This window comes from Lacrimispora sp. (assembly GCF_047605665.1).
In the GTDB taxonomy this organism is placed as follows: domain Bacteria; phylum Bacillota; class Clostridia; order Lachnospirales; family Lachnospiraceae; genus Lacrimispora.
The window spans coordinates 80,310-103,329 of record NZ_JASGFH010000003.1 but is presented as its reverse complement, the minus strand read 5'-3'; the positions used below and the strand labels follow the sequence as shown (position 1 = coordinate 103,329).

The window sequence follows — 23,020 nt, the reverse complement described above, 5'->3', positions numbered from 1 at the left end:
CTTTATCCAACCATCATCCCGATCCTGTCAGAACCCGCCGGGCAGACTCCTGTCAGCCATTTCTGGCACTGGATTGCGTTGGCCGTGACTTCCACGGCCTCGTCGCTGATGACCCGCTCCATGGACTGTCCGTCCTTAATGGCAGTGGGTTCATCGATCCCGATTTCCTTTAAGGCGTGGGTCAAGATACAGTGGCGTTCAAAGATATTTTCAGCAATGGGTTGCCCTGAGTCGGTAAATACCAGGTCCCGGTCAATCTTTTGCAAATATCCCTTTGAACAGAGATTTTGAACGGCCACTGTGACGCTTGGCTTTGAATGCTCCAGGTAATTTGCCACATCAACAGACCGGACAGAGCCCAGGCGTTTGGCCAGAATATAAATTGCTTCCATATAATCTTTTTCTGAAGGGCTTAACTGCACCATGTTGGGTTCCTCCTTTCAAATCTGCTGTGGCCATCATTTCATTGCGCTCAATGCGGTCCGTGCAAAGGCTTCGGCCTGCTTTAAATCACTGCTGTCCGGTTTGCCCTTGTGAACGGCGGAAAATTCTCCCCAGCAGTGAAAGCTGTGCTTTGATACGGGAATCCCCTTATTTTGAAGAAGCTTCTCTATTTCCCGGTCCGGCTCTTTTTTTAAGGCTGATGTGCCGAATACGGCAACACATTTCACCTTTGCCGGGTCAAGCTGGTCGATGAATTGTCTCAGTTTTTTGTCTATTCCGCCCCAATATACAGAGCCTCCCAAAAACAGTAAGTCAACCGGTTCTGTAAGGGCTTTGGAACAGTCCTTTGCTTCCACTCCTGCGGCTCTGGAAACCGCGTCAGCGACCTTCTTTGTATTGCCTCCGCGTGTAAAGTAACGTATAGCAGTATTCATGATTAAATCCTCCTTTTGATCTATAATTTAATTTGCAGTTCATCTTATATATCAATCCCAAGCAGGGACTTTGCGAGAAGCCCGATGACAAAGGAAATAGCCGCAACGCCTAAGCTGATGGATGCCATTTCCCCAAAACGCTTTAAAAACGGCTGGTCCTGGGCTATGGAAATATAATAATTAAATAACAGGATAATCAGCACCACCACGGCCAGCATGATTGCGAAAGCCAGGATATAAAGGCTGTTTGGCAGAAGCAGGTAAGGCAGAGCCATGAAAGCGACGGTTACCAGATAGGCCATGCCCGTATAAAGGCTTGACTTTAATGCTTCTGCGTTGCCGCTGGCCCGCTCCGCCAGATAGTTGGAGGCCGCCATGGAGAGGGTCGCAGAAACTCCGGTGATGATTGCGGAAAGGGCCACAAGGCGGGTATTTGCCAGCGCAAATGTGAGTCCTGCAAGAGTTCCTGTAAGCTCCACTAAAGCGTCATTAAGGCCCAATACCATGGAGCCGATATAGTGCAGCCGCTCCTCATCCACCATTGCCATCAGGCGGTTTTCGTGTTCCTCTTCCTCCTGGACAATGGCCCGCGCTTCCGGCACTTCCTTTTCAATTTCCTGAAGCTCTTTGATTCCAAAGTCTTCGCCTTTTTCAAAGAACTTGATCGTAAACGTATCGCCTAATATGCGGCTGCAAACCTTGGCAATGGTAATTTTTACCCAGTCAGGCTTCACATCCTTGCCTGTATAGCTTTTCCATGTTTCATAATGGCTGAATTCTGCCTTTGAAATTTCAAGCAGAGCCAGCTCGTTATTCTTATCTTTTTGTCTTCTGGCAATGGATTCATACAGGATACTGCCGCTGATTTCATTTTTCTGGAACTGTAAAATACGCTTGTGCAAAGCCGGACTTAACTGCTTTGGCATACTCCTCCCGCCTTTCTTATATAACAGATTTTTACAGGACTGCCTGCTTTACTTCATCTTCATATTGAAATAAAGTGCATCCGCCCTTGTGGTTTAATGCTTCCGCCGCACTGATTTCCCGGACCCTTTCAAAAAATGACGATTGCAGTACCGTCAATAAGGACTGCTCCTTTAAATTCATTTCTGAATAAGGAGAGAAGGGGCAGGGCTCGGCTCCGCCTGTGGGATTGATGTGAAAGAATCCCCGTCCGGCGGCCAGGCAGCCTCCCATGGATTCCTCGTCGCCGGGGAAGGAGAGGATGATCATGCCTTTATTTTTCTTGCTCTTTCGCAGGCTGTCAATCTGTTCTGCCAGGATGTGCAGGTGCTCGTCATCTAAAACGAGATGATCTGTATTTTTCTCCACTGGAACGTACTCCACATAGAAGACGAGGCCGCACCCGCTTTCCCGCAGGGCTTCGGCAAAGGCCGGGTCTGTCACTTCATCTTGATTTTGGGAGGTCACGGTGATGGAGTTTCCGAAAAGAATTCCCCGTTTCTTAAGGATTTTGGCTGTCTGTTCAAGCTTTTCTGCCACACCCTTTCCCCGCCGCGCATCTGTTTTTTCCCCATCGCCTTCAATGCTGAGGACCGGAATTAAATTGCGGTGCCGGTCAAATAGGTCCAGATACTCTTCATCAATCAAGGTTCCGTTGGTGAATACGGGAAAGATGATATGTTCAAACTCTGCCGCCAGCATGATGATGTCCCGGCGCAAAAGGGGCTCCCCTCCGGCCAGGAGAATAAAGGATACGCCGATGTCTGATGCTTCCTGAAAGATACGCCGCCAGTCTTCAGCATTTAGCTGTTTGGGCTCCTGTCCGCTGCCGCAGGCGCCGGAGGCCCATGCGTAACAGCCAGTGCACCGCAAATTGCAGTCAGAAGCTATGCTGGCAATCAGGAAAGGCGGAACATGGGTTCCGTTTTCCTCGTGCTGTTCTCTTAGTTTTGCCCCTTTGTGCAGGTCTGATACCATGTGCAGCATGAATGCCTGCCCCCGGCGGCTTCCCAGATAGAAGCGTCCGGCAGTCTCAGAAATGTTTTTAATTCCGTTGTTCAGAAAGTTGTTTAAGTTTAACATGGCATATATACCCCTTTTCATTCTCATTAAACCGCTGATCGTGCTCTCATCGCTGAAAGAACTTGTATTTGAATATCTCTTGTGATATAATTATAAAACAAAATAAGTTTTTTTCAATAACGCAGAAAAAACAGACTTAGTAATAAAAAACTTACTATGGGAGCAGAGGAATAGAAAATGAGTGACAAAACCAATCAGACAACAGAAGAATTACTATGCCCAATCCGCCATTTGATGAGCATATTCAGCGGGAAATGGAAGCTGCCTATTGTGTGCATCCTTTCAGGCGAAACCCCTCTGCGCTACAGCGTCATCAAAAGAAAGCTGGGGGATATTACCAATGTGATGCTGGCTCAGTCCTTAAAAGAGCTGGAAGCAGCAGGAGTCATTCACAGGGAACAGTATAATGAAGTTCCACCCAGAGTGGAGTACACTCTGACGGAAAAGGGCAAGCACATTCTCCCCATACTCGCACAGCTTGCAGGTTGGGCAATTGAAGATATGCAGGAGACAGCTTCCTGCGGCATTTTATGCAGCAGATGCCAGTCAGTCAGTTGAAAACAGAGAAAATCAGGGTGTTTTAACTATAAAAAAGCCGGCAGCGCGCCGGTTTTTTTTGTACAAAAAGATGATCGGTAGATTCCTGGAAAATATTAGGTTACAATAAATGTCATATGGACCGAAACGCCTTGTATTAACCGCCCAGCTTTGCTATAATATCAAAAATACACTTCTTTGCAGTCCCCTTGCAAAGGAGATAAAAAGAAGGATTTTTGAAACCAATATGAGAAAAAATGAACCTTTTCCTCAAAAAGCAAGCCCGCTGCTGGTTTCCATGGCTGCGGTTATTGTGCTCTTATCCATCTGCCTGTCTTTTATTCTGATGCTGCACAATAACATCAGGCAGAGAGCAGTCCTGGAAACGACTGACCGGTATATGGTATTTGAAAGCAGGGTCCAGAGGCTGATTTACTCCAATGTCACATTGCTTCAAGGCTACGAGGCTTATATCAAGCTTCAGCCGGATTTGATCGCAGATATCTCCTACCGTTATATGGATGAGCTTCTTTCCACAAACTCAGATTATATCCGCAATGTGGGCGTTCTCAGGGATACGACTATCATATGGAATTATCCCCAGGAGTCCAATTCTGAAGCAATCGGGGTGGACTTATCCACGGTGGAAGGGCAGAAGGACCTTGTGCTGAAGGTGAAACACGAGCTGAAACCTATTTTGCAGGGGCCGGTGGACTTAGTGCAGGGCGGGAGAGGCTTCATCGTCAGGCTTCCCATTGTCATGGAAGATATGGAGTATTGGGGACAGATTGCCATTGTGCTGGAACCGGAAAAAATACTTGCGGAGATTGAGTCCTATGCCGTAAGCTCAGGGCTGGATATTGCGATTTTTAATCAGGAGAACAAAACGACCCCATTTTTTGGCTCAGTTGATTCTAATGTGAATTCCAAGCTGGAATTCGCTGTGGACCCGGACTTCATCAACTGGAACATTACAGTCAGTTCGTCAAACGGATGGGAGGGTAATCTGCCTTTATTTGTGCTGTTGTTTATCTTCTCAGTACTCCTTTCTTCTTCCGGAGGGATTCTGGTATACAAATACATAAGGTCCAACAACAAGATCATTATCATGTCGGTTTACGATTCTTTGTCAGGCCTGTTTAACCGGCACTTTCTCAACAGTTATCAGGCCAATGCCTTCGCGGCGGCAAAGCGAAAAGAATACAAACTGGGAATCCTGCTGCTGGACCTGGATTTTTTTAAGAAGATCAATGATACATATGGGCACAGCGTAGGAGATATGGTGCTTGTTGAGACTGCGCGCATATTAAAAGAGAGCACCGGGCCGGATGAGATGGCCTTTCGCTTAGGCGGAGATGAGTTTTTGCTGATACTGCCGGAAATTGAGAGTATGGAAAGCCTTCGAAAGGCAAAAGAACGGCTTCTCAACCGCTTTGAAGAGGAGTTTCATGTTCCGGGTTACCCCATCAAGGTATCGCCCAGCATCGGATATGCCATATTTCCGGAAGACGGAAGTGATCTTGACACCATCCTTCACAGAGCGGATAAGCTGATGTATCTGGAGAAATCCAAAAGGCGGTCTGCGCTGAAAGAAAAAGAATAAGACGTATCATAAAAGATAAAAGAAACGGCAGAGGATATGCTCCTCTGCCGTTTCTTTATAAGATTTCCATCAATTGATTACTTTAAAAGCTCAAGACGGCCAGGATCGTTTGCAAATGCTTCCTTAGCATTGTCTTTTGTAACTACCAGAGGAGGAAGCTCATAAACGCCAACATCCTTCTTGCCGTTGTTTACGCTGGTATCAGGTGCAGGCATACCCTTGCCTTCCTGAAGGGACTTGATGATTTCTACTGTCTTGCCTACAAGAACATCGGTTGGTTTTGCTACAGTTGAATACTGTCTTCCGGACCAAACCCATTCAACGGATTCGTTTTCAGCGTCAAGACCTGAAACAACAGGAATCTTCTGGCCAGCCTGCTCAGATGCGGTGATGATCGCACGGGCAATACCGTCGTTAGGAGAAAGAACACCGTGAATTTCCTTGTCTGCGTAGAAACCGGAGAGCAGGGAGTCCATACGTGCCTGAGCCTTGGAGTTATCCCAGTCAAGGGTTGCGCACTGTGTGAAGTCAGTCTGTCCTGATACGACTACAAGTGTGCCGTCATCGATCTTTGGCTGAAGCACTGACATAGCGCCTTTGAAGAAGTTAGGAGCGTTGGGGTCAGCAGGGCCGCCGCCGAATAACTCGATATTGTAAGGGCCTGCGCCTTTTTCTTTTGCTAAACCGTCAAGAAGCGCCTGTCCCTGTAATTCACCGGTCTTGATGCTTCCGAACTGTACTACGCCTTCTACACCGGTGGTGTTCTCAAGGAGACGGTCATAACCGATTACGGTAATGCCAGCGGCTGCAGCTTCTTCTAAAACAGAACCAAGCTGTGAACCGTCAACGGGACCAACAACAATAACTTTTGCTCCATTTTGAATCATGGACTCGATTTGCTGCTGCTGCTGAGGAACCTTGTTGTCAGCGGCCTGAACGATTGCCTTAAAGCCTGCGGCCTCTAACTGGGTCTTGAACATTTCGTCAGCTTCTTTCCAGTTCTGGGTGCCCAGCCATGGAAGGGAAACACCGATGGTTGCACCGGCTTCAAAGCCTGCAGCTTCTGCTGCTTTCGTTTCCTCGGCTTTTGTCTCTGCTGCCTTTGTCTCCTGTGCAGGAGCTGCTGTTGTGGTCTCCGGTGCTGCCTGGCGTCCGCCGCCGCAGCCCGTCATCGCTGCTGTCGCAACTAATGTTGCCGCCATAAGCAGAGATAATCGTTTCTTCATTTTCATAAATAACCTCCTTTTTAAAGTCATTCGACTATATAAGGCCCAGACCTGCGGTTTATTGCGAATCACCGCCGGTTGGCTTACCTTCTTTGGATTTGTTTTCCTTGTCAGGAAATAATGTTCCGATGATGGAACGGCGGCCATGTGCTTTGTTGTAAACATCAAAAGCAACAGCGGCCAATAATACGAAACCTTTAATAACCTGGGTGCGGTCTGCTCCAACACCCATGAGCATGAGCCCTGAGTTGAGAACTGCCATTACCATACCGCCTACCATGGTGTTGAGAACTGTACCGATACCGCCTGAAACGGCTGCACCGCCGATAAATACGGATGCAATGGCATCTAACTCCCAGCCGGTTCCGTCAGAAGGACCGGCAGCCGTGGAACGTCCCACGAACATGATTCCTGCCAAAGCTGCAAGGAATGACATGTTGAGCATGGTGAGAAAATAAGTTCTCTGAACATTGACACCGGAGAGAGCGGCTGCGCTCTTGTTGCCTCCCACTGCGTAGATGTGGCGGCCAAACTGGGTGCGCTGGGTGATGGTGTGGTATATGATAACTAAAATAACCAGAATCAGACCGGGAACGGGAAATGATGTTCCGGGGCGTCCGCTGCCGAACAGCCAGGTAAAGTAGCCGATGATGGCTCCGCCCAGACCGATTCTTACTGCAACCGGCCAAATAGGCTCTTTTGCTCCGGTGAGACTGGCGGAACGGGCATGCCGTCTTAGCTGTATGTAAGCGAGAGCTGCGATTGCGACGATTCCAAGCAGCAGTGTGGAATTGTTCATTCCGGTAAATGCAGGACCCCATTCAGGCAGGTATCCGGCGCCGAACCATTTAAGCTGCGGCGGTGCGGGCACGGAAATGGACTTGGATATCCAGATAACGCCGCCGCGGAAGATCATCATGCCGCCCAATGTGGTGATAAAGCCTGGGATGCCAAGCCTGGAAAGCCAGAATCCCTGCCATGCTCCGGCTGCAACGCCGATTGCAAGGCTGACAAGAACTGCGAGCCACCACGGAAAGTTTAAATCTCTGGCTACCAAAGCCATGACCATTCCGGAGAAGCCTGCTACAGAACCAACGGATAAATCGATCTGTCCGATGACAATGACCATCAGCATTCCGATAGCCAGCACCAGTACGTACGCATTGCCGGACAGCAGGTTCTGGAAGTTAGAGGAAGTAACCATTCTTCCTCCTGAAGTGATATTGAAGATGATGATAAGCGCCGCCAGGGCGATCACCATGGTATACTGACGAAGTTCACCGCCTAATACTTGCTTAATATATTTCATGATGGATTTCCGTCCTTTCCTGATTCAGATTCTGACGCAGAGGTGTCTGTCATCATTCTCATAAGCCTTACCTGATCGGCCTCGCTGCGCTCTACCTCGCCTGTGATGCTTCCCTCGAAAATGGTGTATATCCGGTCCGCCATGCCTAGCAGCTCCGGCAGCTCGGAGGAAACCATTACCACCGCTTTTCCCTGATCCGCAAGCTCATGAATCAGGCGGTAAATTTCATACTTGGCGCCCACGTCAATACCGCGGGTAGGCTCATCGAGAATCAGGACATCCGGCTCCGTAAACATCCACTTGCCCAGAACAACCTTCTGCTGGTTTCCTCCGGATAATGTGTTCACGCCGATACCCACGCTGGGGGCCTTGATCCTTAAGGACTGGCGGTACTTTTCGGCTGCCTGGTACTCTTTGTCCGGGTCCAGAAGCCCTCCCCGCTTAATCGCCTTTAGGTTTGCCGACACGATGGTCATGCGGATGGAGTCGATCAGATTGAGACCCAGGGTCTTTCTGTCTTCCGGCACATAGGCAATGCCCTGTCTGATGGCGGAGGCAACGGAGGTGATGCGGACCTGCTTTCCTCTGACTTTAATGGTTCCGCCAAGGTGAATGCCGTAGTTGCGTCCGAAGATGGACCGCATGAGCTCTGTTCTTCCTGCTCCCATAAGACCTGCAAATCCTACGATTTCACCGGCTCTTACATAGAAGGTGGAGTCCTTGCACACCAGACGCCCCGGAATATGGGGGTCTTCCACACGCCAGTCCGATACCTCGAAAATGACTTCTCCCGGATTGGATTCGTGTTCAGGATACCGGTTTTCGATGGAGCGTCCCACCATGGAGCGAATGATACGGTTTTCATCCACCCGTCCTGCTTCCACAGCATAGGTGTCAACGGTGTGGCCGTCACGGATTACGGTGACAGCGTCCGATACTGCCGCAATCTCATTGAGCTTGTGGGAAATCATGATACAGGTGATGTCCCGTTTTTTCAAGTCCCGCATCAGGTCCAGCAGGTTTGCGGAATCGTCCTCGTTGAGGGCGGAAGTGGGCTCGTCGAGAATCAGCAGCTTGACGTTTTTGGACAGTGCCTTGGCGATTTCCACCAATTGCTGCTGGCCTACGCCCAAGTGCTTGATTAAGGTATCGGGATTGACTGTCAGACCCACCCGCGCAAGCAGTTCCACTGTGCGCTGCCGTGAAGTGTCCCAGTCGATCAGGCCGTGCTTTACCACTTCGTTTCCCATAAAGATGTTTTCCGTGATAGACAGCTCCGGAATCATGGTCAGTTCCTGGTGAATGATTACGATGCCGGCATTTTCCGATTCCTTGATGTTTTTAAAGGCCATTTCACTGCCCCTGTAAATAATATGGCCTTCATAAGTGCCGTGAGGGTAAACGCCGGACAAAACCTTCATCAAGGTTGATTTTCCGGCACCGTTTTCCCCGCAAATGGCGTGAATGTCGCCCTGGTGCACTTCCAGGGTTACGTCATCCAGCGCCCGCACTCCCGGAAATACCTTGGTAATGCCTTGCATCTGAAGGATTAAAGGATGTTCCATAACTTACCTCCCTGTATGCCTGCTTTTGGCAGGCAAGTATTGTGCTATATGTGTTCCTTCTCTTTTCCTATTCCTTTACTGCTAAAAATGCACTGGGCATCTGCAGCACCTTATCCGTTGCTATGGCCGCCGCGCCATAGAGAGTGGGATCGACCTTTAAGGTGGACATCTTGATCTGCACCCTGGAACTCAGTTCAGAGATGACCCGCTGTTTTACAACTTCCTGAATCGTAGGAAGCAGCAGGTCCCCTCCCTGTGCTGCAATGTCACCGATGACAATGATATCGGGGTTATAGGAATTGATCAGGGTAACGCAGCCGTAGCCAATGTATTCCGCTATTTCCCGCACTACCTCCAGTGCCCCGGCATTGCCGCCGCGGGCTGCTTTAAATATGGCATTGCAGGCATCAGCGCTTTGCTGGTGTCCCTTGGAAAGGCATTCCGGTACACGCTGCTGAGCCTTATTCATCATGGCAGGAGCCGAACAGTACAGCTCCAGACAGCCATAGTTGCCGCATTCACAGCGGGTGCCCTTGACATCCACGCTGATATGTCCGATTTCGCTGGCAGCGCCCTGTACGCCCAGCAGCAGGTTGCCCCGCTCAATGATGCCGGACCCTACGCCTTCCCCTACCAGAAAATAAGCCAGGGTGTGCAGAGGCCTTTCATGGTCCCCGAACCACCATTCCGCCAGCGCTCCTGCGTTGGCATCGTGGACGAAGAAGAAGGGTTTGTTAAACTCGTACTTGAATTCTTCGATAAAGTTGATATTGTGCCAGGTGGGCATCTGGGTCACCACCGCAATGCGCCCTACATCCTGTAAAAACGGCCCAGGTAATGCGAGGCCGATAGCCACCACATTTTTATATTCTTCCAGAGTGTCGTGTATCTGCTTTTTCATGGCAGAAAGCACGGATTTCTGGTCTTGCTCAAGGGAGTATTCGATTTCCGTCTGGGTGTATATTTTCCCTGAAATATCGAAGACGCCCACTGCAAACATATGTCTTGCAAACTTCACTCCGATGATCTGGTGCCTGTCGGCATTTAATTTCAGCCCGATGGAACGGCGGTTGCCGCTGCCTTTCATGCTGCCAACCTCGGATACGATTCCCATTTCTATTAAGGCCGCCACTATTTTCGTGATGGAGGCCTGGGTGAGGCCCATCTGCTTGGCGATGTCCGCCCGCGAGCAGACCTCTCGCTGCTGCAATATTTTTACAACAGCGGAGCGGTTCATCTCAGTCAAATCGCTGTTGTTGCTGCCTATTGTGTCTCGCATGTTCATTGACCGCCCTCTTCCTCTGCTTTAAAACAATCATTCCTGCGTTAATTCATTAACTCTGTTTATATATTAAACCAAAAGTACATATTAGTCAATTATTTTATGAAAAATTAAAGCATTATTGTATATTATAACAAAGATGTTTGCTGCAATTTGGTCAATGTGCTATGTGTATCGCGTTAAAGCGTCATTTAAATACAGCATATAGGTCAAATAAGCGCGAAATACCGCTTTTAAGGCGAAATCCTCCGTTTACATAAAAATCCGGCACCAGAACTTGAGTCCGGTGCCGGAATACAGGAATGCATATTTAAATTACAGCAGGAAAGATGATTTTGAAAGCGGGAGAAAGCTGCAGTTCATGTTCTAATAAGAATAGACGTATCCCTCTACCTCCTGGGCAGGAGTGATCTTTTCTGCCCTGATCTGAGGATCACTGTATTTCTGTCCTTCATATTCGTATTCTGCGATAAATATAGTCCCTTCAACCGTTACCCATGAATCGTTTTCCAGCTCGGAGACTTTATCGTACTTGCATATCATCCCCGCAGGAGCTAAGTCAGCCACGCAGCAGGACATGATTAAGCGGGCAGGTACGAACTCATCCTCATTAAGCAGTTCCGGGTCTTTAAAAACAAATCCCGTCATGGTAATGGTATAGCCTTCATACTTCTTCATATTCATATATATTTCAGAAAGCCACATGCCAAAAGAATCGTCGGAAACAGTGATCTTCCTGTTTGCCGTATCCAGGCCGGGCAGATAGGCCAAAGAGCCCTGGCCCGCCGCATCAGGCTGGGTTTCAGGGACAGTGCTGTCGATGGAACCTGGCACCTCTATATCTGCCTGGGCCGCATCGCTTTGACCCCCTGCCGGATCAGCGCTGCTTTTGCCGTATTCCTCTGCCGGAACACCTGCTACGCCATTTTTACCGGAAAAAGTATTTCCCCCGATGTAATTGCTGGAAAAATCCGAAGTGTTCAAAGAGCCGTGGGGAAGCAAAAGAAGCAAAACAGGGATTGCCAGCACAAAGCAGTGGGAGGAGCGCACAATATGCTGGGGGCGGAACAGCTTAAAAAGGCTTACGCAAACCCATATCAGCATAACGGCTGCTGTAAAGTAAAGATAGGGCTTCATTCTCGGCGTAACATAGGAAAGGTACTTTCCGCTGTTCACCAGGTACAGCATCGATCCCCCAAAGAGGCAGTAACAGAGAAGTTCCAGAAAAATCTGGGGATTAAACGCTCTTGCCCGCATGTTATATCCCTCCTAAACCGGCAAACAAAAAGACCACGGCAAAGCATACCATAAACGCCGTAAACAACAGTCTCACAATAAAGCTTTTGGAAAACCCTGAAGAGAGCATCATCACATTTTTAATGTCCATCATTGGCCCGAACACGAGAAAGCCCATGATCGCCCCCATCGGAAACTGACTGGCAAAGCTGCGTCCGATGACGGCGTCAGATGAGGAACAGAGAGAGAGGACGAAAGCCATTGCCATCATAATGATGATGGAAACAGCCAGCCCGGCCCCCTTTTGGGCTGAGGTAAATATTCCCGTTCCCAGCACCTGGGAAACAGAAGCGATAAAGGTTCCGATCACCAGATATTTCCCCACGCTGAAAAACTCCGCCTGGGAATGGCGGATAAACAGGCTGAGCTTTCCGGACAAAGCGGTGACTGATTCCGCATCCTCATAACAGCCGCAGCTGCACATGAGCCGGTCCAGCGCGCCCCCTGACAGTGCTCCGCCTTTGGGCGGCCAGACAGAAAAGAACAGTCCGATCATAACGGCAGCTATGATCCCAAGGCAGACCCGGCCAAGCACAACGGTCATATTGCCGCTGAAGGCGTAATAGGTGGATAGAATGACCACAGGATTGATCACCGGCGTGGCTGCCATAAAGGTAACTGCCACGGGAAGGGGAATTCCCTTTCTCACCAGGCTGCGGAAGATGGGGATAGAAGCGCAGTCGCAGACCGGAAGGCAGAAACCTCCCAAAACAGCCACCGCCATACCTGCGCCCAGGGATTTGGGAAATCTGCGTTCAATGAAGCTCTGAGGCACAAAAATCTGAATGGCCGATGATAAAAGCACGCCGATTAACAGGAATGGAACCGCCTGCAGGATGATCCCTAAAAATACATTGATCACCATATTGGCCGGAATCCCATACGCTTCAAAAACAGGCTGCGCGACAAAATGAAGGGCTGTCAGCAGGATGATGATCAGGAAAAACAGGTTGACGGGCCGCTCCCGCCTTCTAAAAAGCGGTCTGTATAAATCTTCATAGTCCTCTATTTCATATATTTCAATGCCCGGATTGATTCCGTTTAACAGGCGGCCAAGCCGCTTACGGTCAGCCCGTGTACGGACGTTTCGGACCACGGCAAAATCACTTCCTGCAATCTGCTCAGGCAAAGCGCCTCCTGTCCGGCCAAGCAGGCCTTCGATGGCTGCGCCATCCGCAATGTGTATGACTTTTTGAAGCCTGCACAAGCCACGGAGAGGTTCCTGCAGCAGAAGAGCCTGGAGGCTGGAAAATGGGGCGACGCCGTTCCATTCAATCCAGATTTCATCATAATCATCGGCTTGTAAAAGCTCCGAAATTTGAACCACCGCTTCCATTGGCTGCTGGTCTAAGGTCTTTTTGGGAAAAGAAACGGTGTGACAGCTGCCATGCCGGCTTTTAAAGTCTTCTTCCCCGCTTTCAAACTGCACAACGAGAACCTTAATGTCCTTCCAGTCCTGCCTGTTCAGCAGGGTGCAAAGAAATGTGGTCTTTCCGGCATCGAGAAATCCGGTCACTGCATAAACTGGTATCTCCATCTCACTGCTCCCCGCCAAATAAAGCGCACAGTTCCTGCCTGTTTAAATCCCGGCCGATAATGCAGACCATATCGCCTCTGGCAGCAGACTCTGTCATCTTGATGTCGCCGGGCAGATACTGTAAATTGATATATCCGCCGGGGCCCCGGACGATGCCCTTTGCGCGAAGAACCGTCCCTTTTGCGTTTCGCTCCATATTGGAGACCCGCGCCTTTAAGTCCTCCATGCTGAATACGTGATTCGTCCTGATGGTCACTGTATCAAAGACATCTTCCGCAGCATGATTATGGCCGCAGGAGCAATTGTGGCCATGGATGTGTTCGTGATTTAAATGGCCGTGGGCGCTGCGGCACTCGCATTTGCAGATGCTTGTATGTACATGGCGTCCCTGGAGTATTTCATTTCCGGGGATCTGGTCCCAGGGTTTTGAAAAAATGGCTGCAAGGGGATTTAACTCTTTGATGAGTTTCTGGGCACCATCTATTTTATCGGGAAATTCGTCCGTGCGGCTTAAAAGGATTGTATCGGCATTTTTAATCTGGTCCTCGAAAAACTCACCGAAGTTGTTAAGATACACGTTACAGCGCTTTACATCTGCGACTGTGATTTTGGCCCTGATTTTAGCCAGGGGCAGGATGCGCGGGTCTGAGCAGGCCTTTATGATATCCGATAACTTGCCCACACCGGAAGGCTCAATGATGATTTTGCCGGGCTGAAAGCGGTCTAAAAGCTCTTTTAAGGCTTTGATGAAATCACCGGAAAGGCTGCAGCAAATACAGCCGGAATTCATTTCCTTCACCTCAATACCGCCTGATTTCAGCAGGGCGGCATCGACGCTGATATCGCCGAAGTCATTTTCAATGAGCACGATTTTCTCATTCTGAAAGGATTCTTTTAAAAGCTTTTGAATCAAAGTGGTTTTTCCCGCTCCCAGAAAGCCGGAGATTATAAATATTTCTGTTGACATGCAATTCCTCCTGACATTAATACTGACTCAGGCAGCTCTCACATGGGCCTACAATCCTTGCAGAATCCGAATACCTCCAGGTTGTGGCCGGTGACGTAAAAGCCTTCGTCTTCAAACTTTGGAATAAACTGTTCCATAGGGCAGTTATCCATGGAAATGATCTTATGGCAGCTTGTACAGACCGCATAGTGTTTATGCTTAAAACGGTTCAGCTCATACATTGCCATTTCATTGTTCATCATATTGGTTTTGATCACTACGCCCTTTTTTTCGAAAATGCCGAGAATCCGGTAGACTGTGGACATCCAGGTCCCATCCCCGCCTTTTTCCATTTTAGCGCATATATCCGCAGCGGTTAAAGGCCTTTCTGAATTCTCAAGTACGGAGAGGACACTTTCGCGCTGCCGCGTTCTCTTTATTCCTGCAGGCCAGGTGCTTTGTATCTCATTCATTTTATTCACCTCATTTGATTTTTTGCAAGGGCCTTCCCGGCTCCTGTGGTTTCGTGTAAGTTTGATGAATAAAACGGCAGTGCGCTCTCTATTTTGTATATATGAGGTGCAAATGCGTTTTATTCGCATTTAGATTCATTATAAAAGGCTGATGCCATGAAGTCAAGTTTTTTAAAGCCCAGTTATCTGCTCCGGGCGGCGCGGACAGAGCCGTACAGCTTTTTCCCCAAAAGGACGGACACCAGAACGGCAACGGAAACCAGGGCCGTAAATCCGCCGGGGGCCACATTGAGATAGTAGGAGATGAACAGCCCCAGCATGATGTCAACCACACTGAAAATGATGGAGAATATCAGGGTCGTTTTAAACCCTTTCTCAAGCTGCAGGGCCGTGGCCACAGGAAGGGAGATCATGGAGCTGAGCACCAGCACGCCTACGATTCTGATGGATACGGAAATGGCAGAAGCCACAAGGATGGAAAAAACGTAGTTGATCAGCCGGACCCTTACGCCTGCCACTTTAGCAGCCTCCTCGTCATAGGCAATATAAATCATCTGATGGTATAAAAGGATCAGAGTCAGGACGGAAATGGCGCTGAGAATTAAAATCATGATCATATCCAGCCGGGATACGGTTAAAATGCTTCCAAACATGAAGGAATCCGCATTGGCATGAAGCTTTCCGGAGCTTATGATGGTGATGGCGGTTCCCACGCTTAAGGAAAGCACGATGGAGAGAATCAAATCCGTATGCTTTTTAAAATAGCTGCGCAGAAATTCGATCAATGCGCCGCATATGGAGGTGAAGATGAAGGCCCCCAGTATGGGATTCTGCCCGGTCAGCAGACCGATGGTGACGCCTGCCAAGGAGGCATGGGACAGTGTGTCCCCGATCATGGAATAGCGCCTGAGCACCAGAAATATTCCGATGCAGGGGCATAAAATCGAAATGAACACGGAAACGAAAATCGCGTTCTGCATGAAGCTGTAACTAAATATTTCCATCGTTTTCCCCCCTGTTTTTCAAGAATTCATCTGCATACTTATGAGGGGAGCAGAGGTGCCCCTGGCCGCCGACCAGATGATAGATCAGGGTTGAGTTTGAAATGGCGGCATCCAGATTGTGTTCTACGGAAACAATGGTCATTCCCTTTTCCTTGTTTATCCTCTTTAAAAAGCCATAGATTTCATTCTGGCTGCTGATATCCACTCCGGTGGAAGGCTCGTCGAGAACCAGCAGCTCCGGCCTTCCCATGAGCGCCCGCGCAATCAGTATTTTCTGGCTCTGCCCTCCGGACAGGTTGCCCATGAGAGAGCCTGAGAAACCGGACATTCCAACTTGTTCAAGGGCTTCCCATACGGCGCTTTTGTTTTTGATTTTTAATAATCTGCGGTATGAATCCAATACTTCATATACGGTAATGGGAAAGCCTGAATTTGAGAAATCATTTTTCTGGGGAACGTATCCGATCCGTTTTGCCTCCGTCACAATGGTGCCGGAGGCCGGTTTTATGAATTTCAATATCAGCCGCATCAGCGTGCTTTTTCCGCTGCCGTTTTCCCCCACAACGGAAACGTACTCGCCATCCCGTATTTCCAGATCCATGCCTCCCAGCACATAGGGCGGCGAACCTGTATAAGAAAAAAAGAGATTTTCTGCTTTGATCATAAGTAATACCCTTTCTAAATGAGAATTATTAACTCATTTGTTGTTGCAAATGCGATTCATTTGCACTTGACAAATATATCCTGAGTCGCTATCATATATTATAAATGCAAATAAGAACCATTTGCAAGTGAAATTTAGGAGGGATATTGTTATGTTAAAAAAATGGGCAGCCATGCTGCTGTGTCTGATTGCGGCGGTGAACGTTTCAGGCTGCAGCAATAATAATCAGGAGAGCGCTTCCGCAACTGCGGCAGGAGAGAGCAGTAAGGCGGAGAGCAGCGCAGAACAGACGAGTGCAGAGCAGGAGACCAGGATCAAGGTTACTGTCACCTTTGACGCCATGAAGGAATTTGTTGCGGCTGTAGGACAGGATAAAGTTGAAATTTCAACCGTTATTCCGGCAGGAACAGAAGCCCACGATTTTGAACCGAAGGCTCAGGACCTGGCAGGAATAAGCGCTGCTAAGGTTTTTGTGTATAATGGTCTTGGAATGGAAGGCTGGGTGGAAGAAGCGGTTTCTGCTGTCAATAACACGGAGCTGATCGTTGTGGAAGCGTCCAAGGGGGCTGATTTCATTGAACGGGAAGCGGCGTCTGATGACCATGAAGAAGAGGCAGACCACGAAGAGGGGGAAGACGAAGATTCTCACGGGAAGTACGACCCTCATCTGTGGCTGAGCTTAAAGGGCGCGCAGACGGAAGTGAAGAACATCAAGGATGCTCTTGTCCAGGCTGACCCGGACAATAAGGAGTATTACGAGAAAAACAGCAGCGACTACATTTCCCGGCTGGAAAGTCTCTATAATGAATATAACGGCAAGTTCCAGTCCGCGGAGAAAAAGACCTTTGTGACCGGTCATGCCGCTTTTGGATATCTCTGCCGGGACTTCGGTCTGGAGCAAAACAGCGTAAGAGATATTTTTGCAGAAGGGGAGCCCTCCGCCCAGCAGCTGGCCCAGTTGGTTGAGTATTGCAGGGAAAACAACGTAACCACCATTTTTGCAGAAGAGATGGTGAGCCCCGCAGTTTCCCAGACCCTGGCAAATGAAGTCGGCGCAGCGGTGGAGACCGCCTATACCATGGAAAGCGCCCAGGATGATCTGACATATCTGGAGCGGATGGAAAGCAACCTGTCTAAAATTTATAACAGCCTGACCGGAAATTCATAAGCGGGCAGCAGCCGTAAATATACATGTGTATCATAAAAACCGCAGTCCTTTATAGAGAGGGCTGCGGTTTTTATTGGAGGTATGTGCTATTTCCAGTCAGAAAGCCAGTTTTTATTGTTTGCAATGGCAGTTACGACTTCCTCTCCGGATTTGAAATGGTCAAAGGTGCCTCTGTTGATCTCGTTTACGGCCTTGGTTAACAGGTTTTCATAATAGGCCTCCGGTGTGAGCTCCGCTGTGCTTTGCTGGAAGTTTTGCCGGGATTCACAAGAGGCAATTCGTGCATACTCGTCTTTTACCTGGGCTATGAGTTTATCACGGTTCATTTCGTCTGCTCCTTTGCGTGGAAGGCTTATTTGTCGTTGCCGGGTTTGTGGCGGCTGCCGGACTGCTTCTTATTGTTCCGGCCTTCTCCGTCTAATGCGCTTTCAGCCATGGTAGGGCCTCCATTGGCTTTTTGCTTGCGAATCGGTTTTGGGTCAAGCTGCGAATCTTTTGCCATAATCATTCTCCTTCATATTGATGGGATTATTATTTGCAGGCAGAGGAATATTATTCAAAGGTGCAGCGGGAAATGGTTACGTGAGAATTGTATTTCCAGTTGCAAGTTTGAGGCGGCTTCAAGTATAATGAAGATGCGAAAGGAGCGGCTTGCTGCAAGCCCCTGTCAGTTTAAAGAATATAAGGAGTCTGAAAATGAATAGAATCATTGTTTTAACTACCACACTCACATTTGGTGAAAATAAAGAGATAATCCATCCGGTTGTATTAATGGATGATAAAAATATGGTCCTGATTGACTGCGGATATACCGGTTTTTTCTCTGCCATCAAACAGGCCATGGAAGAAAAAAACCTCAACTGCGCAGATTTAACCCATGTTTTGATCACCCATCAGGATCACGACCATATGGGCGGACTATGGGAATTAAAGCAGGAATATCCCCGCGTACAGGTTGTTGCGGGGAAAGAAGAATCGCCCTATATTTCCGGTGAATTAAAGTCCCTGCGTTTGGAACAGGCGGAAGAAATGCAGTCTGAGCTGCCGGAAGATCAAAAGCAGTTTGGTCTGGCCTTTTGCAATCTTTTAAAAAGTGTCCGGACCGTTCCGGTGGATTTGGAAGTATGCGATGGAGATGTTTTTGACTGGTGCGGAGGCTGTACCATCGTGGGAACGCCGGGCCATACACCGGGCCACATTTCTGTTTTTGTAAATGAGGAAAAGGTGATGATTACAGGAGATGCAGCAGCACTTGACCACGGAGAGCCGATTGTTGCAAATCCCCAGTATGCACTGAACTTAACAGAAGCGGAAGTCTCCCTGGAAAAAATAAAAGCATACGGGGCAAAAGAAATGATCTGTTATCATGGAGGCGTCCTGATTCTTTAATCCCTTCTTTTCAGGGATATAATGGATAAAAGGAGAAAGAATCAATTATGATCGATGAAATACTGCAATATAATAAAGCCTTTGTGGAAGACAAAGGCTACGAAAAATATGTCACCAGCAAGTATCCGGATAAAAAAGTTGCGATCATCACCTGCATGGATACCAGACTGACGGAACTGCTGCCCTGCGCCCTGGGCATAAAAAACGGCGATGCCCAGATCATCAAAAATGCAGGCGGGCTTATATCCCATCCCTTTGGAAGCGTCATGCGAAGCCTGCTGATCGGCATTTACGAATTAGGCATTCAGGAAATTCTCGTAATCGGCCATACGGACTGCGGAGCCATGTATACGGACAGCGACAAAATGATCGAAAAAATGAAATACCATGGGATCAGGCAGAAGAACATTGATATGATAAAATACTATGGAATTGATTTCGATTCATGGCTGTCCGGTTTTAAGGACCTGGGTGTTTCTATTAATAAGACGGTGGAGCTGATACGAAAGCATCCCCTGATTCCGGAAGAAATAAAGGTATACGGCCTGATCATAGATTCTGTAACGGGAGAGTTAAAAAGAGTTGATGCCCTGTAACGTGCAAATGGCAGATTCCGAAGAATCTGCCATTTATAGGTAAATCAAGTATCAGTGAAGACTTATTCTGTCAATTATCCTGCTCCAGCGCAAAGGCACCATTGCTTTCAATGACCTTTTGATACCAGTGAAAACTGTCTTTTTTCATTCGCTTCAAGTCTTTTAAGTCCTCGTCATTGCGATTGATATAGACAAGTCCATAGCGCTTCTGGTATCCGTTGCTGGTGCTGAGCACGTCCACAAATGACCATGGGAGGAAGCCTTCCACCTTTACACCTAACTCCACCGCCCGGTGTATGGCTCTTAAATGCTTCTGCCAGTAATCGATGCGGTAATCATCATGGATGCTTCCATCGCTTTCCAGTTCGTCCCTGGCGCCCAGGCCATTTTCCGTAATCATCATGGGTATGCCATATCTTTCATAAATATCCCGCAGCAAATATTCCATACCATCGGGATCAACGGTCCAATCCCAGTCATTGGTATCTGCATTGGGGTTTTTCATATACTCATAAAAATCAGGCATCACCTCATAAGCGCCCATGGCGCCTTTTTGCCCTTTCAAATTGCTTTTTGCTTCTACCAGATGATTTTTCTCACTGTCAGGGTATTTCACACATTTGCTGGCATAATAGTTGACTCCCAGAAAATCCAGACAGCCATCTTTTATGATTTCCATGTCCCCTTCCTCAATCACCGGTGCAAGCTGCTGCTCTTTGAGATAATTCAAAGCCCCAACCGCATAATCCCCCTTGAAGTAGATATCCAGGAAGAAATGGTTTTTTAAGTCTTCCGCATTTAACATTGCCAGCATGTTTTTAGGAGAAGAGTCCAGTCCATAGACAGGGGAGTACCCGATTGCTGACCCTGACCGTCCATCCTTTACATGCTTATGGATCATCTGGCTCACCTTTGCCTGGGCCAGGTTCATGTGGTGATTGATCTGAAACTTCATCTGGGGATTGTCATGGTATTTTGAAGGAATATAATTTTTCTTTTTCCAGAACTCCACGATGATGCTCTGTTCATTGATAATCAGCCAGTCTTTGATCCTGTCACCATATCTTAAAATCAAATACTCCCCGTAAGCAGCGAAATCTTCCACACTCTGCCGGCTGACCCAGCCATCGTATTTTTCCACCAGGGCCATAGGCATATCATAATGGTAAATGGTTGGGACCGGAGTGATGCCATTGCGCAGTAGTTCATCGATCAAATCGTCATAAAATGCAATTCCCTTTGGATTCACCTCTCCCACGCCATCAGGGAAGATTCTGGACCAGGAAAAGGAAAAACGGTAAGCATTAAAGCCGCACTCCTTCATCAATGCGATGTCCTCTTTATACCGATGGTAATGATCACTGGCAACGCTGGCATCAGAAAAACCCGTATCCCGGTTTAATATATCCATCTGGGACAGCTTCTTTCCGTCTTCTTCGACAGCTCCCTCCACCTGATAAGCGCTTGTAGAGGCTCCCCATAAAAAGCCTTCCGGCATTTGCTTCTGTTTTTGATGATTCATTCTGATAATCTCCTTATTTATGTACTGTTTTCAAGTGCCTTCTTCCATTTTTTTATAAAATTTCTCAAACAACATGATCATCTTTTCCGTTAAGTTCACCTCTGTCATAATCGTCATCAATGTGTCCTGTGCATGGTTAAACAGCAGGCTTGGCGGTATGGATTCTTCTCCTGAAATTTCAGCCTGAATCATATCAGTCTGGGCATTGTGGGCTTTTAATATGTCTTTCCTGGCTTCCTCCAGATGTTTTTTTGCCTGTTCAAAATCAAAGGCTTCCACATAGTCCAAAGCCTTTCCAGCCTTGTTTCTGGCTTCTCCTGCTGCAATCACAATCTCCATCGCCACTTTTACTACCTTGTCTTCATCCTTATACAACGCTTTTTCCATAAATTAACTCCTCAGATTTTTTATTTACTGAACCCCGTCTTCCTCTATACACTGTTTTTCATATACCTTATAAAACGGATACCAGGTCATAAGATACAGGATAAATAATACGGCATACACCGGTAAAGCCCGCCAGTCCTCTGTAATCATGACGCTGGAAAACGGTGCCGGAATCTGTCCCACCTGTATCATCTTTGACGGTATATTCAAAAGGCCAAAATGCATGGTGAGCCAGACAACGGCGGGACCGACAATGCTGTTGATCCATATGGGAAGCATGAGCAGGGGATTGAATACCACCGGAGCCCCAAACATCAGCGGTTCATTAATATTAAACAGAGACGGACCGATACAAATTTTCCCCATGGTTCTAAGCTTTTTTGATTTTGATTTGAGCATCAGCACATTGAGGGGAAGGGTTCCTCCTCTGCCGCCCATGGTGATCAATGCCGCTGTAAAAACAGCTTCGCTGGTAGCGATGTTTACCGGGACTCCTCCTGCTGCCACTGCAGCTATATTTTCTGCAATAGCGGCTATAAAGATGGGCGTAGTCACCGCATTGAATACCCAACTGGAAATTCCCATGGAGTAAAAGATAACCGGAATAAAACAAAGCAGAATAAATCCGGGCAGGGTCTGAGCCCCTTGCTGTAACGGCATAAAGAGGTTCACAATTAACTGGTAAAAGTCCAGTCCCAGCACATTGCTCAGTACCATGGCAATTCCCAGGGTTATGGTAATGGGGATGATATTGTTGATCCATTCACTGACAAAGTCAGGAAGGGTCACATTGTTTTCCAATACGTGAAGCTTTGCATAAAAGTGAAATACAAGGGACACGTAAATACCTACCACCAATGCAAACATAATACCGGCGGCTCCGATTCTTGCGTTGGCAATCTGAAAGACTCCATCCACCACCTTGGGCTGGCAGAACAGGAAATAAGCGGCGATTGCAGTCAGGGAAGCATTGATCTGATACTGCTCATGATGCAGCTTAATCATGGCTTCATGGGTCATAATAAATACGACAAATACGGCCAGGAATCCGAAGGTATAGTTAGCAATGACACTCAGATTCGGTAAAAAAGCCAGATAGGACCGGAATACATTGTAAAAAAAGATCAGGGAGCCTGCCAAAATGAAAGGAAGCACTTTTTTCATGGTACTCGCCACCGCATCAATCCATGGATTAGCGAACACCTTTCTGGCCTTTGGAGCGAATACATTCGATAACCATTCCATCAATCCGTTCATGCCAATGTTCCTCCTTTTTCACTTTCTGCCAAAAGAGCCAGATTTACCAGTTCTTCTCCATCTAAAGCGGAATAAATATGAGCTGGAATTAATTTCACCTTGATTCCCCGCGGTTCATACTCTTCTTTCAGCTTGGCCAGAGCTCCTTCATAATGAGGCCCTACCAATAAAACATCCATTTTGTTTGCGTATTCGGTGATGACGCTTTCACTTCTGGCATCAATCGACATGTCCAGTTTTCTTTTCTTTGCAGCCTGTCTCGCTTTCTGAGCCAGAAAACCGCTGGAAAAGCCTGCTCCGCAGCATAATAACACTCTTAATGTACTCATCATTTC

The 23,020-nt window shown here is 47.9% G+C and carries 25 protein-coding genes; 5 read left to right on the top strand and 20 right to left on the bottom strand.

Annotated elements, in window-relative coordinates:
• Positions 1–2: 2 nt before the first annotated feature.
• Genes QM657_RS03085 through QM657_RS03070 form a run of 4 tightly spaced genes read right to left on the bottom strand, consistent with a single transcriptional unit; the run spans position 3 to position 2,945 of the window.
• A complete protein-coding gene (locus tag QM657_RS03085) occupies positions 3–425 on the bottom strand; it encodes a metal-dependent transcriptional regulator (RefSeq protein WP_415065066.1) in 423 nt (140 codons plus the stop codon).
• A gap of 33 nt (positions 426–458) precedes the next feature.
• A complete protein-coding gene (locus QM657_RS03080; protein ID WP_415065065.1) occupies positions 459–878 on the bottom strand; it encodes a flavodoxin family protein in 420 nt (139 codons plus the stop codon).
• Between the two features lie 44 nt (positions 879–922).
• Positions 923–1,804 carry a VIT1/CCC1 transporter family protein gene (locus QM657_RS03075; protein WP_415065064.1) on the bottom strand — a complete coding sequence of 294 codons (882 nt, stop codon included), beginning with the start codon at positions 1,802–1,804 and terminating at the stop codon, positions 923–925.
• A 31-nt stretch (positions 1,805–1,835) separates the two neighbouring features.
• Positions 1,836–2,945 (bottom strand): radical SAM protein, encoded by a 1,110-nt coding sequence (locus QM657_RS03070; protein WP_415065062.1) that lies wholly within the window; start codon positions 2,943–2,945, stop codon positions 1,836–1,838.
• A 156-nt stretch (positions 2,946–3,101) separates the two neighbouring features.
• Between QM657_RS03070 and QM657_RS03065 the strand changes: the two genes are divergently transcribed.
• The gene (locus QM657_RS03065; protein ID WP_415065061.1) at positions 3,102–3,482 is read left to right on the top strand and encodes a winged helix-turn-helix transcriptional regulator; all 381 of its coding nucleotides are present in this window, start codon (positions 3,102–3,104) and stop codon (positions 3,480–3,482) included.
• 226 nt (positions 3,483–3,708) lie between these two features.
• Positions 3,709–5,064, top strand: a complete 1,356-nt coding sequence (locus tag QM657_RS03060; RefSeq protein ID WP_415065060.1) for a diguanylate cyclase domain-containing protein — start codon at positions 3,709–3,711, stop codon at positions 5,062–5,064.
• Positions 5,065–5,141: 77 nt separating this feature from the next.
• Here the strand turns inward: QM657_RS03060 and QM657_RS03055 are convergent, their stop codons facing one another.
• The 10 genes from QM657_RS03055 to QM657_RS03010 all read right to left on the bottom strand — a co-directional run bounded on the left by QM657_RS03055 (position 5,142) and on the right by QM657_RS03010 (position 16,366).
• Positions 5,142–6,296, bottom strand: coding sequence for a substrate-binding domain-containing protein (locus tag QM657_RS03055; protein ID WP_415065059.1), 1,155 nt, complete (start codon positions 6,294–6,296; stop codon positions 5,142–5,144).
• A gap of 52 nt (positions 6,297–6,348) precedes the next feature.
• Complete coding sequence (locus tag QM657_RS03050) at positions 6,349–7,599, bottom strand: sugar ABC transporter permease (RefSeq protein WP_415065058.1); 1,251 nt, start codon at positions 7,597–7,599, stop codon at positions 6,349–6,351.
• Positions 7,596–9,164: an ATP-binding cassette domain-containing protein gene (locus QM657_RS03045; RefSeq protein WP_415065057.1), complete on the bottom strand. Its 1,569-nt coding sequence runs from the start codon at positions 9,162–9,164 to the stop codon at positions 7,596–7,598. Before QM657_RS03045 ends, QM657_RS03050 begins: the two co-directional genes overlap by 4 nt.
• 67 nt (positions 9,165–9,231) lie before the next feature.
• Positions 9,232–10,449 carry an ROK family transcriptional regulator gene (locus QM657_RS03040; RefSeq protein WP_415065056.1) on the bottom strand — a complete coding sequence of 406 codons (1,218 nt, stop codon included), beginning with the start codon at positions 10,447–10,449 and terminating at the stop codon, positions 9,232–9,234.
• A 363-nt stretch (positions 10,450–10,812) separates the two neighbouring features.
• On the bottom strand, positions 10,813–11,703 hold the full coding sequence (locus QM657_RS03035; RefSeq protein ID WP_415065055.1) for a TIGR03943 family putative permease subunit: 891 nt from the start codon (positions 11,701–11,703) through the stop codon (positions 10,813–10,815).
• 1 nt (position 11,704) lies between these two features.
• Positions 11,705–13,279, bottom strand: a complete 1,575-nt coding sequence (locus QM657_RS03030) for a permease (protein WP_415065053.1) — start codon at positions 13,277–13,279, stop codon at positions 11,705–11,707.
• A gap of 1 nt (position 13,280) precedes the next feature.
• A complete protein-coding gene (locus tag QM657_RS03025; protein ID WP_415065052.1) occupies positions 13,281–14,246 on the bottom strand; it encodes a CobW family GTP-binding protein in 966 nt (321 codons plus the stop codon).
• 38 nt (positions 14,247–14,284) lie between these two features.
• Positions 14,285–14,698, bottom strand: coding sequence for a Fur family transcriptional regulator (locus QM657_RS03020; protein ID WP_415065051.1), 414 nt, complete (start codon positions 14,696–14,698; stop codon positions 14,285–14,287).
• 182 nt (positions 14,699–14,880) lie between these two features.
• Complete coding sequence (locus tag QM657_RS03015; protein WP_415065050.1) at positions 14,881–15,702, bottom strand: metal ABC transporter permease; 822 nt, start codon at positions 15,700–15,702, stop codon at positions 14,881–14,883.
• Complete coding sequence (locus QM657_RS03010) at positions 15,689–16,366, bottom strand: metal ABC transporter ATP-binding protein (RefSeq protein WP_415065049.1); 678 nt, start codon at positions 16,364–16,366, stop codon at positions 15,689–15,691. The genes QM657_RS03015 and QM657_RS03010 overlap by 14 nt, the downstream gene beginning before the upstream one ends.
• Positions 16,367–16,517: 151 nt before the next feature.
• On the opposite strand from QM657_RS03010, the gene QM657_RS03005 reads away from it, so the two are divergent.
• Positions 16,518–17,534 carry a metal ABC transporter substrate-binding protein gene (locus QM657_RS03005; RefSeq protein ID WP_415065048.1) on the top strand — a complete coding sequence of 339 codons (1,017 nt, stop codon included), beginning with the start codon at positions 16,518–16,520 and terminating at the stop codon, positions 17,532–17,534.
• 86 nt (positions 17,535–17,620) lie between these two features.
• Here QM657_RS03005 and QM657_RS03000 read toward each other — a convergent pair whose 3' ends face one another.
• Together QM657_RS03000 and QM657_RS02995 are read right to left on the bottom strand one after the other, a co-directional pair.
• On the bottom strand, positions 17,621–17,860 hold the full coding sequence (locus tag QM657_RS03000) for a hypothetical protein (protein ID WP_415065047.1): 240 nt from the start codon (positions 17,858–17,860) through the stop codon (positions 17,621–17,623).
• Between the two features lie 26 nt (positions 17,861–17,886).
• Positions 17,887–18,036, bottom strand: a complete 150-nt coding sequence (locus QM657_RS02995) for a hypothetical protein (RefSeq protein WP_415065046.1) — start codon at positions 18,034–18,036, stop codon at positions 17,887–17,889.
• A gap of 194 nt (positions 18,037–18,230) precedes the next feature.
• Between QM657_RS02995 and QM657_RS02990 the strand changes: the two genes are divergently transcribed.
• On the top strand, positions 18,231–18,923 hold the full coding sequence (locus QM657_RS02990) for an MBL fold metallo-hydrolase (protein ID WP_415065045.1): 693 nt from the start codon (positions 18,231–18,233) through the stop codon (positions 18,921–18,923).
• Positions 18,924–18,970: 47 nt separating this feature from the next.
• On the top strand, positions 18,971–19,519 hold the full coding sequence (locus QM657_RS02985) for a beta-class carbonic anhydrase (RefSeq protein WP_415065044.1): 549 nt from the start codon (positions 18,971–18,973) through the stop codon (positions 19,517–19,519).
• 70 nt (positions 19,520–19,589) lie between these two features.
• On the opposite strand, the gene QM657_RS02980 is transcribed toward QM657_RS02985, so the two are convergent.
• Genes QM657_RS02980 through QM657_RS02965 form a run of 4 tightly spaced genes read right to left on the bottom strand, consistent with a single transcriptional unit; the run spans position 19,590 to position 23,017 of the window.
• Positions 19,590–21,041: a glycoside hydrolase family 1 protein gene (locus tag QM657_RS02980; protein WP_415065043.1), complete on the bottom strand. Its 1,452-nt coding sequence runs from the start codon at positions 21,039–21,041 to the stop codon at positions 19,590–19,592.
• A 30-nt stretch (positions 21,042–21,071) separates the two neighbouring features.
• Positions 21,072–21,428: a PTS lactose/cellobiose transporter subunit IIA gene (locus tag QM657_RS02975; RefSeq protein WP_415065042.1), complete on the bottom strand. Its 357-nt coding sequence runs from the start codon at positions 21,426–21,428 to the stop codon at positions 21,072–21,074.
• A 24-nt stretch (positions 21,429–21,452) separates the two neighbouring features.
• Positions 21,453–22,685: a PTS transporter subunit EIIC gene (locus tag QM657_RS02970; protein WP_415065041.1), complete on the bottom strand. Its 1,233-nt coding sequence runs from the start codon at positions 22,683–22,685 to the stop codon at positions 21,453–21,455.
• Positions 22,682–23,017: a PTS sugar transporter subunit IIB gene (locus QM657_RS02965; protein WP_415065040.1), complete on the bottom strand. Its 336-nt coding sequence runs from the start codon at positions 23,015–23,017 to the stop codon at positions 22,682–22,684. Before QM657_RS02965 ends, QM657_RS02970 begins: the two co-directional genes overlap by 4 nt.
• Positions 23,018–23,020 lie beyond the last annotated feature (3 nt).

What these genes read in the sequence shown, in the direction of transcription:
- QM657_RS03085 (WP_415065066.1), bottom strand. Translation starts at nt 425, where the DNA reads ATGGTGCAGTTAAGCCCTTCAGAAAAAGATTATATGGAAGCAATTTAT.
- QM657_RS03080 (WP_415065065.1), bottom strand. Translation starts at nt 878, where the DNA reads ATGAATACTGCTATACGTTACTTTACACGCGGAGGCAATACAAAGAAG.
- QM657_RS03075 (WP_415065064.1), bottom strand. Translation starts at nt 1,804, where the DNA reads ATGCCAAAGCAGTTAAGTCCGGCTTTGCACAAGCGTATTTTACAGTTC.
- QM657_RS03070 (WP_415065062.1), bottom strand. Translation starts at nt 2,945, where the DNA reads ATGAAAAGGGGTATATATGCCATGTTAAACTTAAACAACTTTCTGAAC.
- QM657_RS03065 (WP_415065061.1), top strand. Translation starts at nt 3,102, where the DNA reads ATGAGTGACAAAACCAATCAGACAACAGAAGAATTACTATGCCCAATC.
- QM657_RS03060 (WP_415065060.1), top strand. Translation starts at nt 3,709, where the DNA reads ATGAGAAAAAATGAACCTTTTCCTCAAAAAGCAAGCCCGCTGCTGGTT.
- QM657_RS03055 (WP_415065059.1), bottom strand. Translation starts at nt 6,296, where the DNA reads ATGAAAATGAAGAAACGATTATCTCTGCTTATGGCGGCAACATTAGTT.
- QM657_RS03050 (WP_415065058.1), bottom strand. Translation starts at nt 7,599, where the DNA reads ATGAAATATATTAAGCAAGTATTAGGCGGTGAACTTCGTCAGTATACC.
- QM657_RS03045 (WP_415065057.1), bottom strand. Translation starts at nt 9,164, where the DNA reads ATGGAACATCCTTTAATCCTTCAGATGCAAGGCATTACCAAGGTATTT.
- QM657_RS03040 (WP_415065056.1), bottom strand. Translation starts at nt 10,449, where the DNA reads ATGAACATGCGAGACACAATAGGCAGCAACAACAGCGATTTGACTGAG.
- QM657_RS03035 (WP_415065055.1), bottom strand. Translation starts at nt 11,703, where the DNA reads ATGCGGGCAAGAGCGTTTAATCCCCAGATTTTTCTGGAACTTCTCTGT.
- QM657_RS03030 (WP_415065053.1), bottom strand. Translation starts at nt 13,279, where the DNA reads ATGGAGATACCAGTTTATGCAGTGACCGGATTTCTCGATGCCGGAAAG.
- QM657_RS03025 (WP_415065052.1), bottom strand. Translation starts at nt 14,246, where the DNA reads ATGTCAACAGAAATATTTATAATCTCCGGCTTTCTGGGAGCGGGAAAA.
- QM657_RS03020 (WP_415065051.1), bottom strand. Translation starts at nt 14,698, where the DNA reads ATGAATGAGATACAAAGCACCTGGCCTGCAGGAATAAAGAGAACGCGG.
- QM657_RS03015 (WP_415065050.1), bottom strand. Translation starts at nt 15,702, where the DNA reads ATGGAAATATTTAGTTACAGCTTCATGCAGAACGCGATTTTCGTTTCC.
- QM657_RS03010 (WP_415065049.1), bottom strand. Translation starts at nt 16,366, where the DNA reads ATGATCAAAGCAGAAAATCTCTTTTTTTCTTATACAGGTTCGCCGCCC.
- QM657_RS03005 (WP_415065048.1), top strand. Translation starts at nt 16,518, where the DNA reads ATGTTAAAAAAATGGGCAGCCATGCTGCTGTGTCTGATTGCGGCGGTG.
- QM657_RS03000 (WP_415065047.1), bottom strand. Translation starts at nt 17,860, where the DNA reads ATGAACCGTGATAAACTCATAGCCCAGGTAAAAGACGAGTATGCACGA.
- QM657_RS02995 (WP_415065046.1), bottom strand. Translation starts at nt 18,036, where the DNA reads ATGGCAAAAGATTCGCAGCTTGACCCAAAACCGATTCGCAAGCAAAAA.
- QM657_RS02990 (WP_415065045.1), top strand. Translation starts at nt 18,231, where the DNA reads ATGAATAGAATCATTGTTTTAACTACCACACTCACATTTGGTGAAAAT.
- QM657_RS02985 (WP_415065044.1), top strand. Translation starts at nt 18,971, where the DNA reads ATGATCGATGAAATACTGCAATATAATAAAGCCTTTGTGGAAGACAAA.
- QM657_RS02980 (WP_415065043.1), bottom strand. Translation starts at nt 21,041, where the DNA reads ATGAATCATCAAAAACAGAAGCAAATGCCGGAAGGCTTTTTATGGGGA.
- QM657_RS02975 (WP_415065042.1), bottom strand. Translation starts at nt 21,428, where the DNA reads ATGGAAAAAGCGTTGTATAAGGATGAAGACAAGGTAGTAAAAGTGGCG.
- QM657_RS02970 (WP_415065041.1), bottom strand. Translation starts at nt 22,685, where the DNA reads ATGAACGGATTGATGGAATGGTTATCGAATGTATTCGCTCCAAAGGCC.
- QM657_RS02965 (WP_415065040.1), bottom strand. Translation starts at nt 23,017, where the DNA reads ATGATGAGTACATTAAGAGTGTTATTATGCTGCGGAGCAGGCTTTTCC.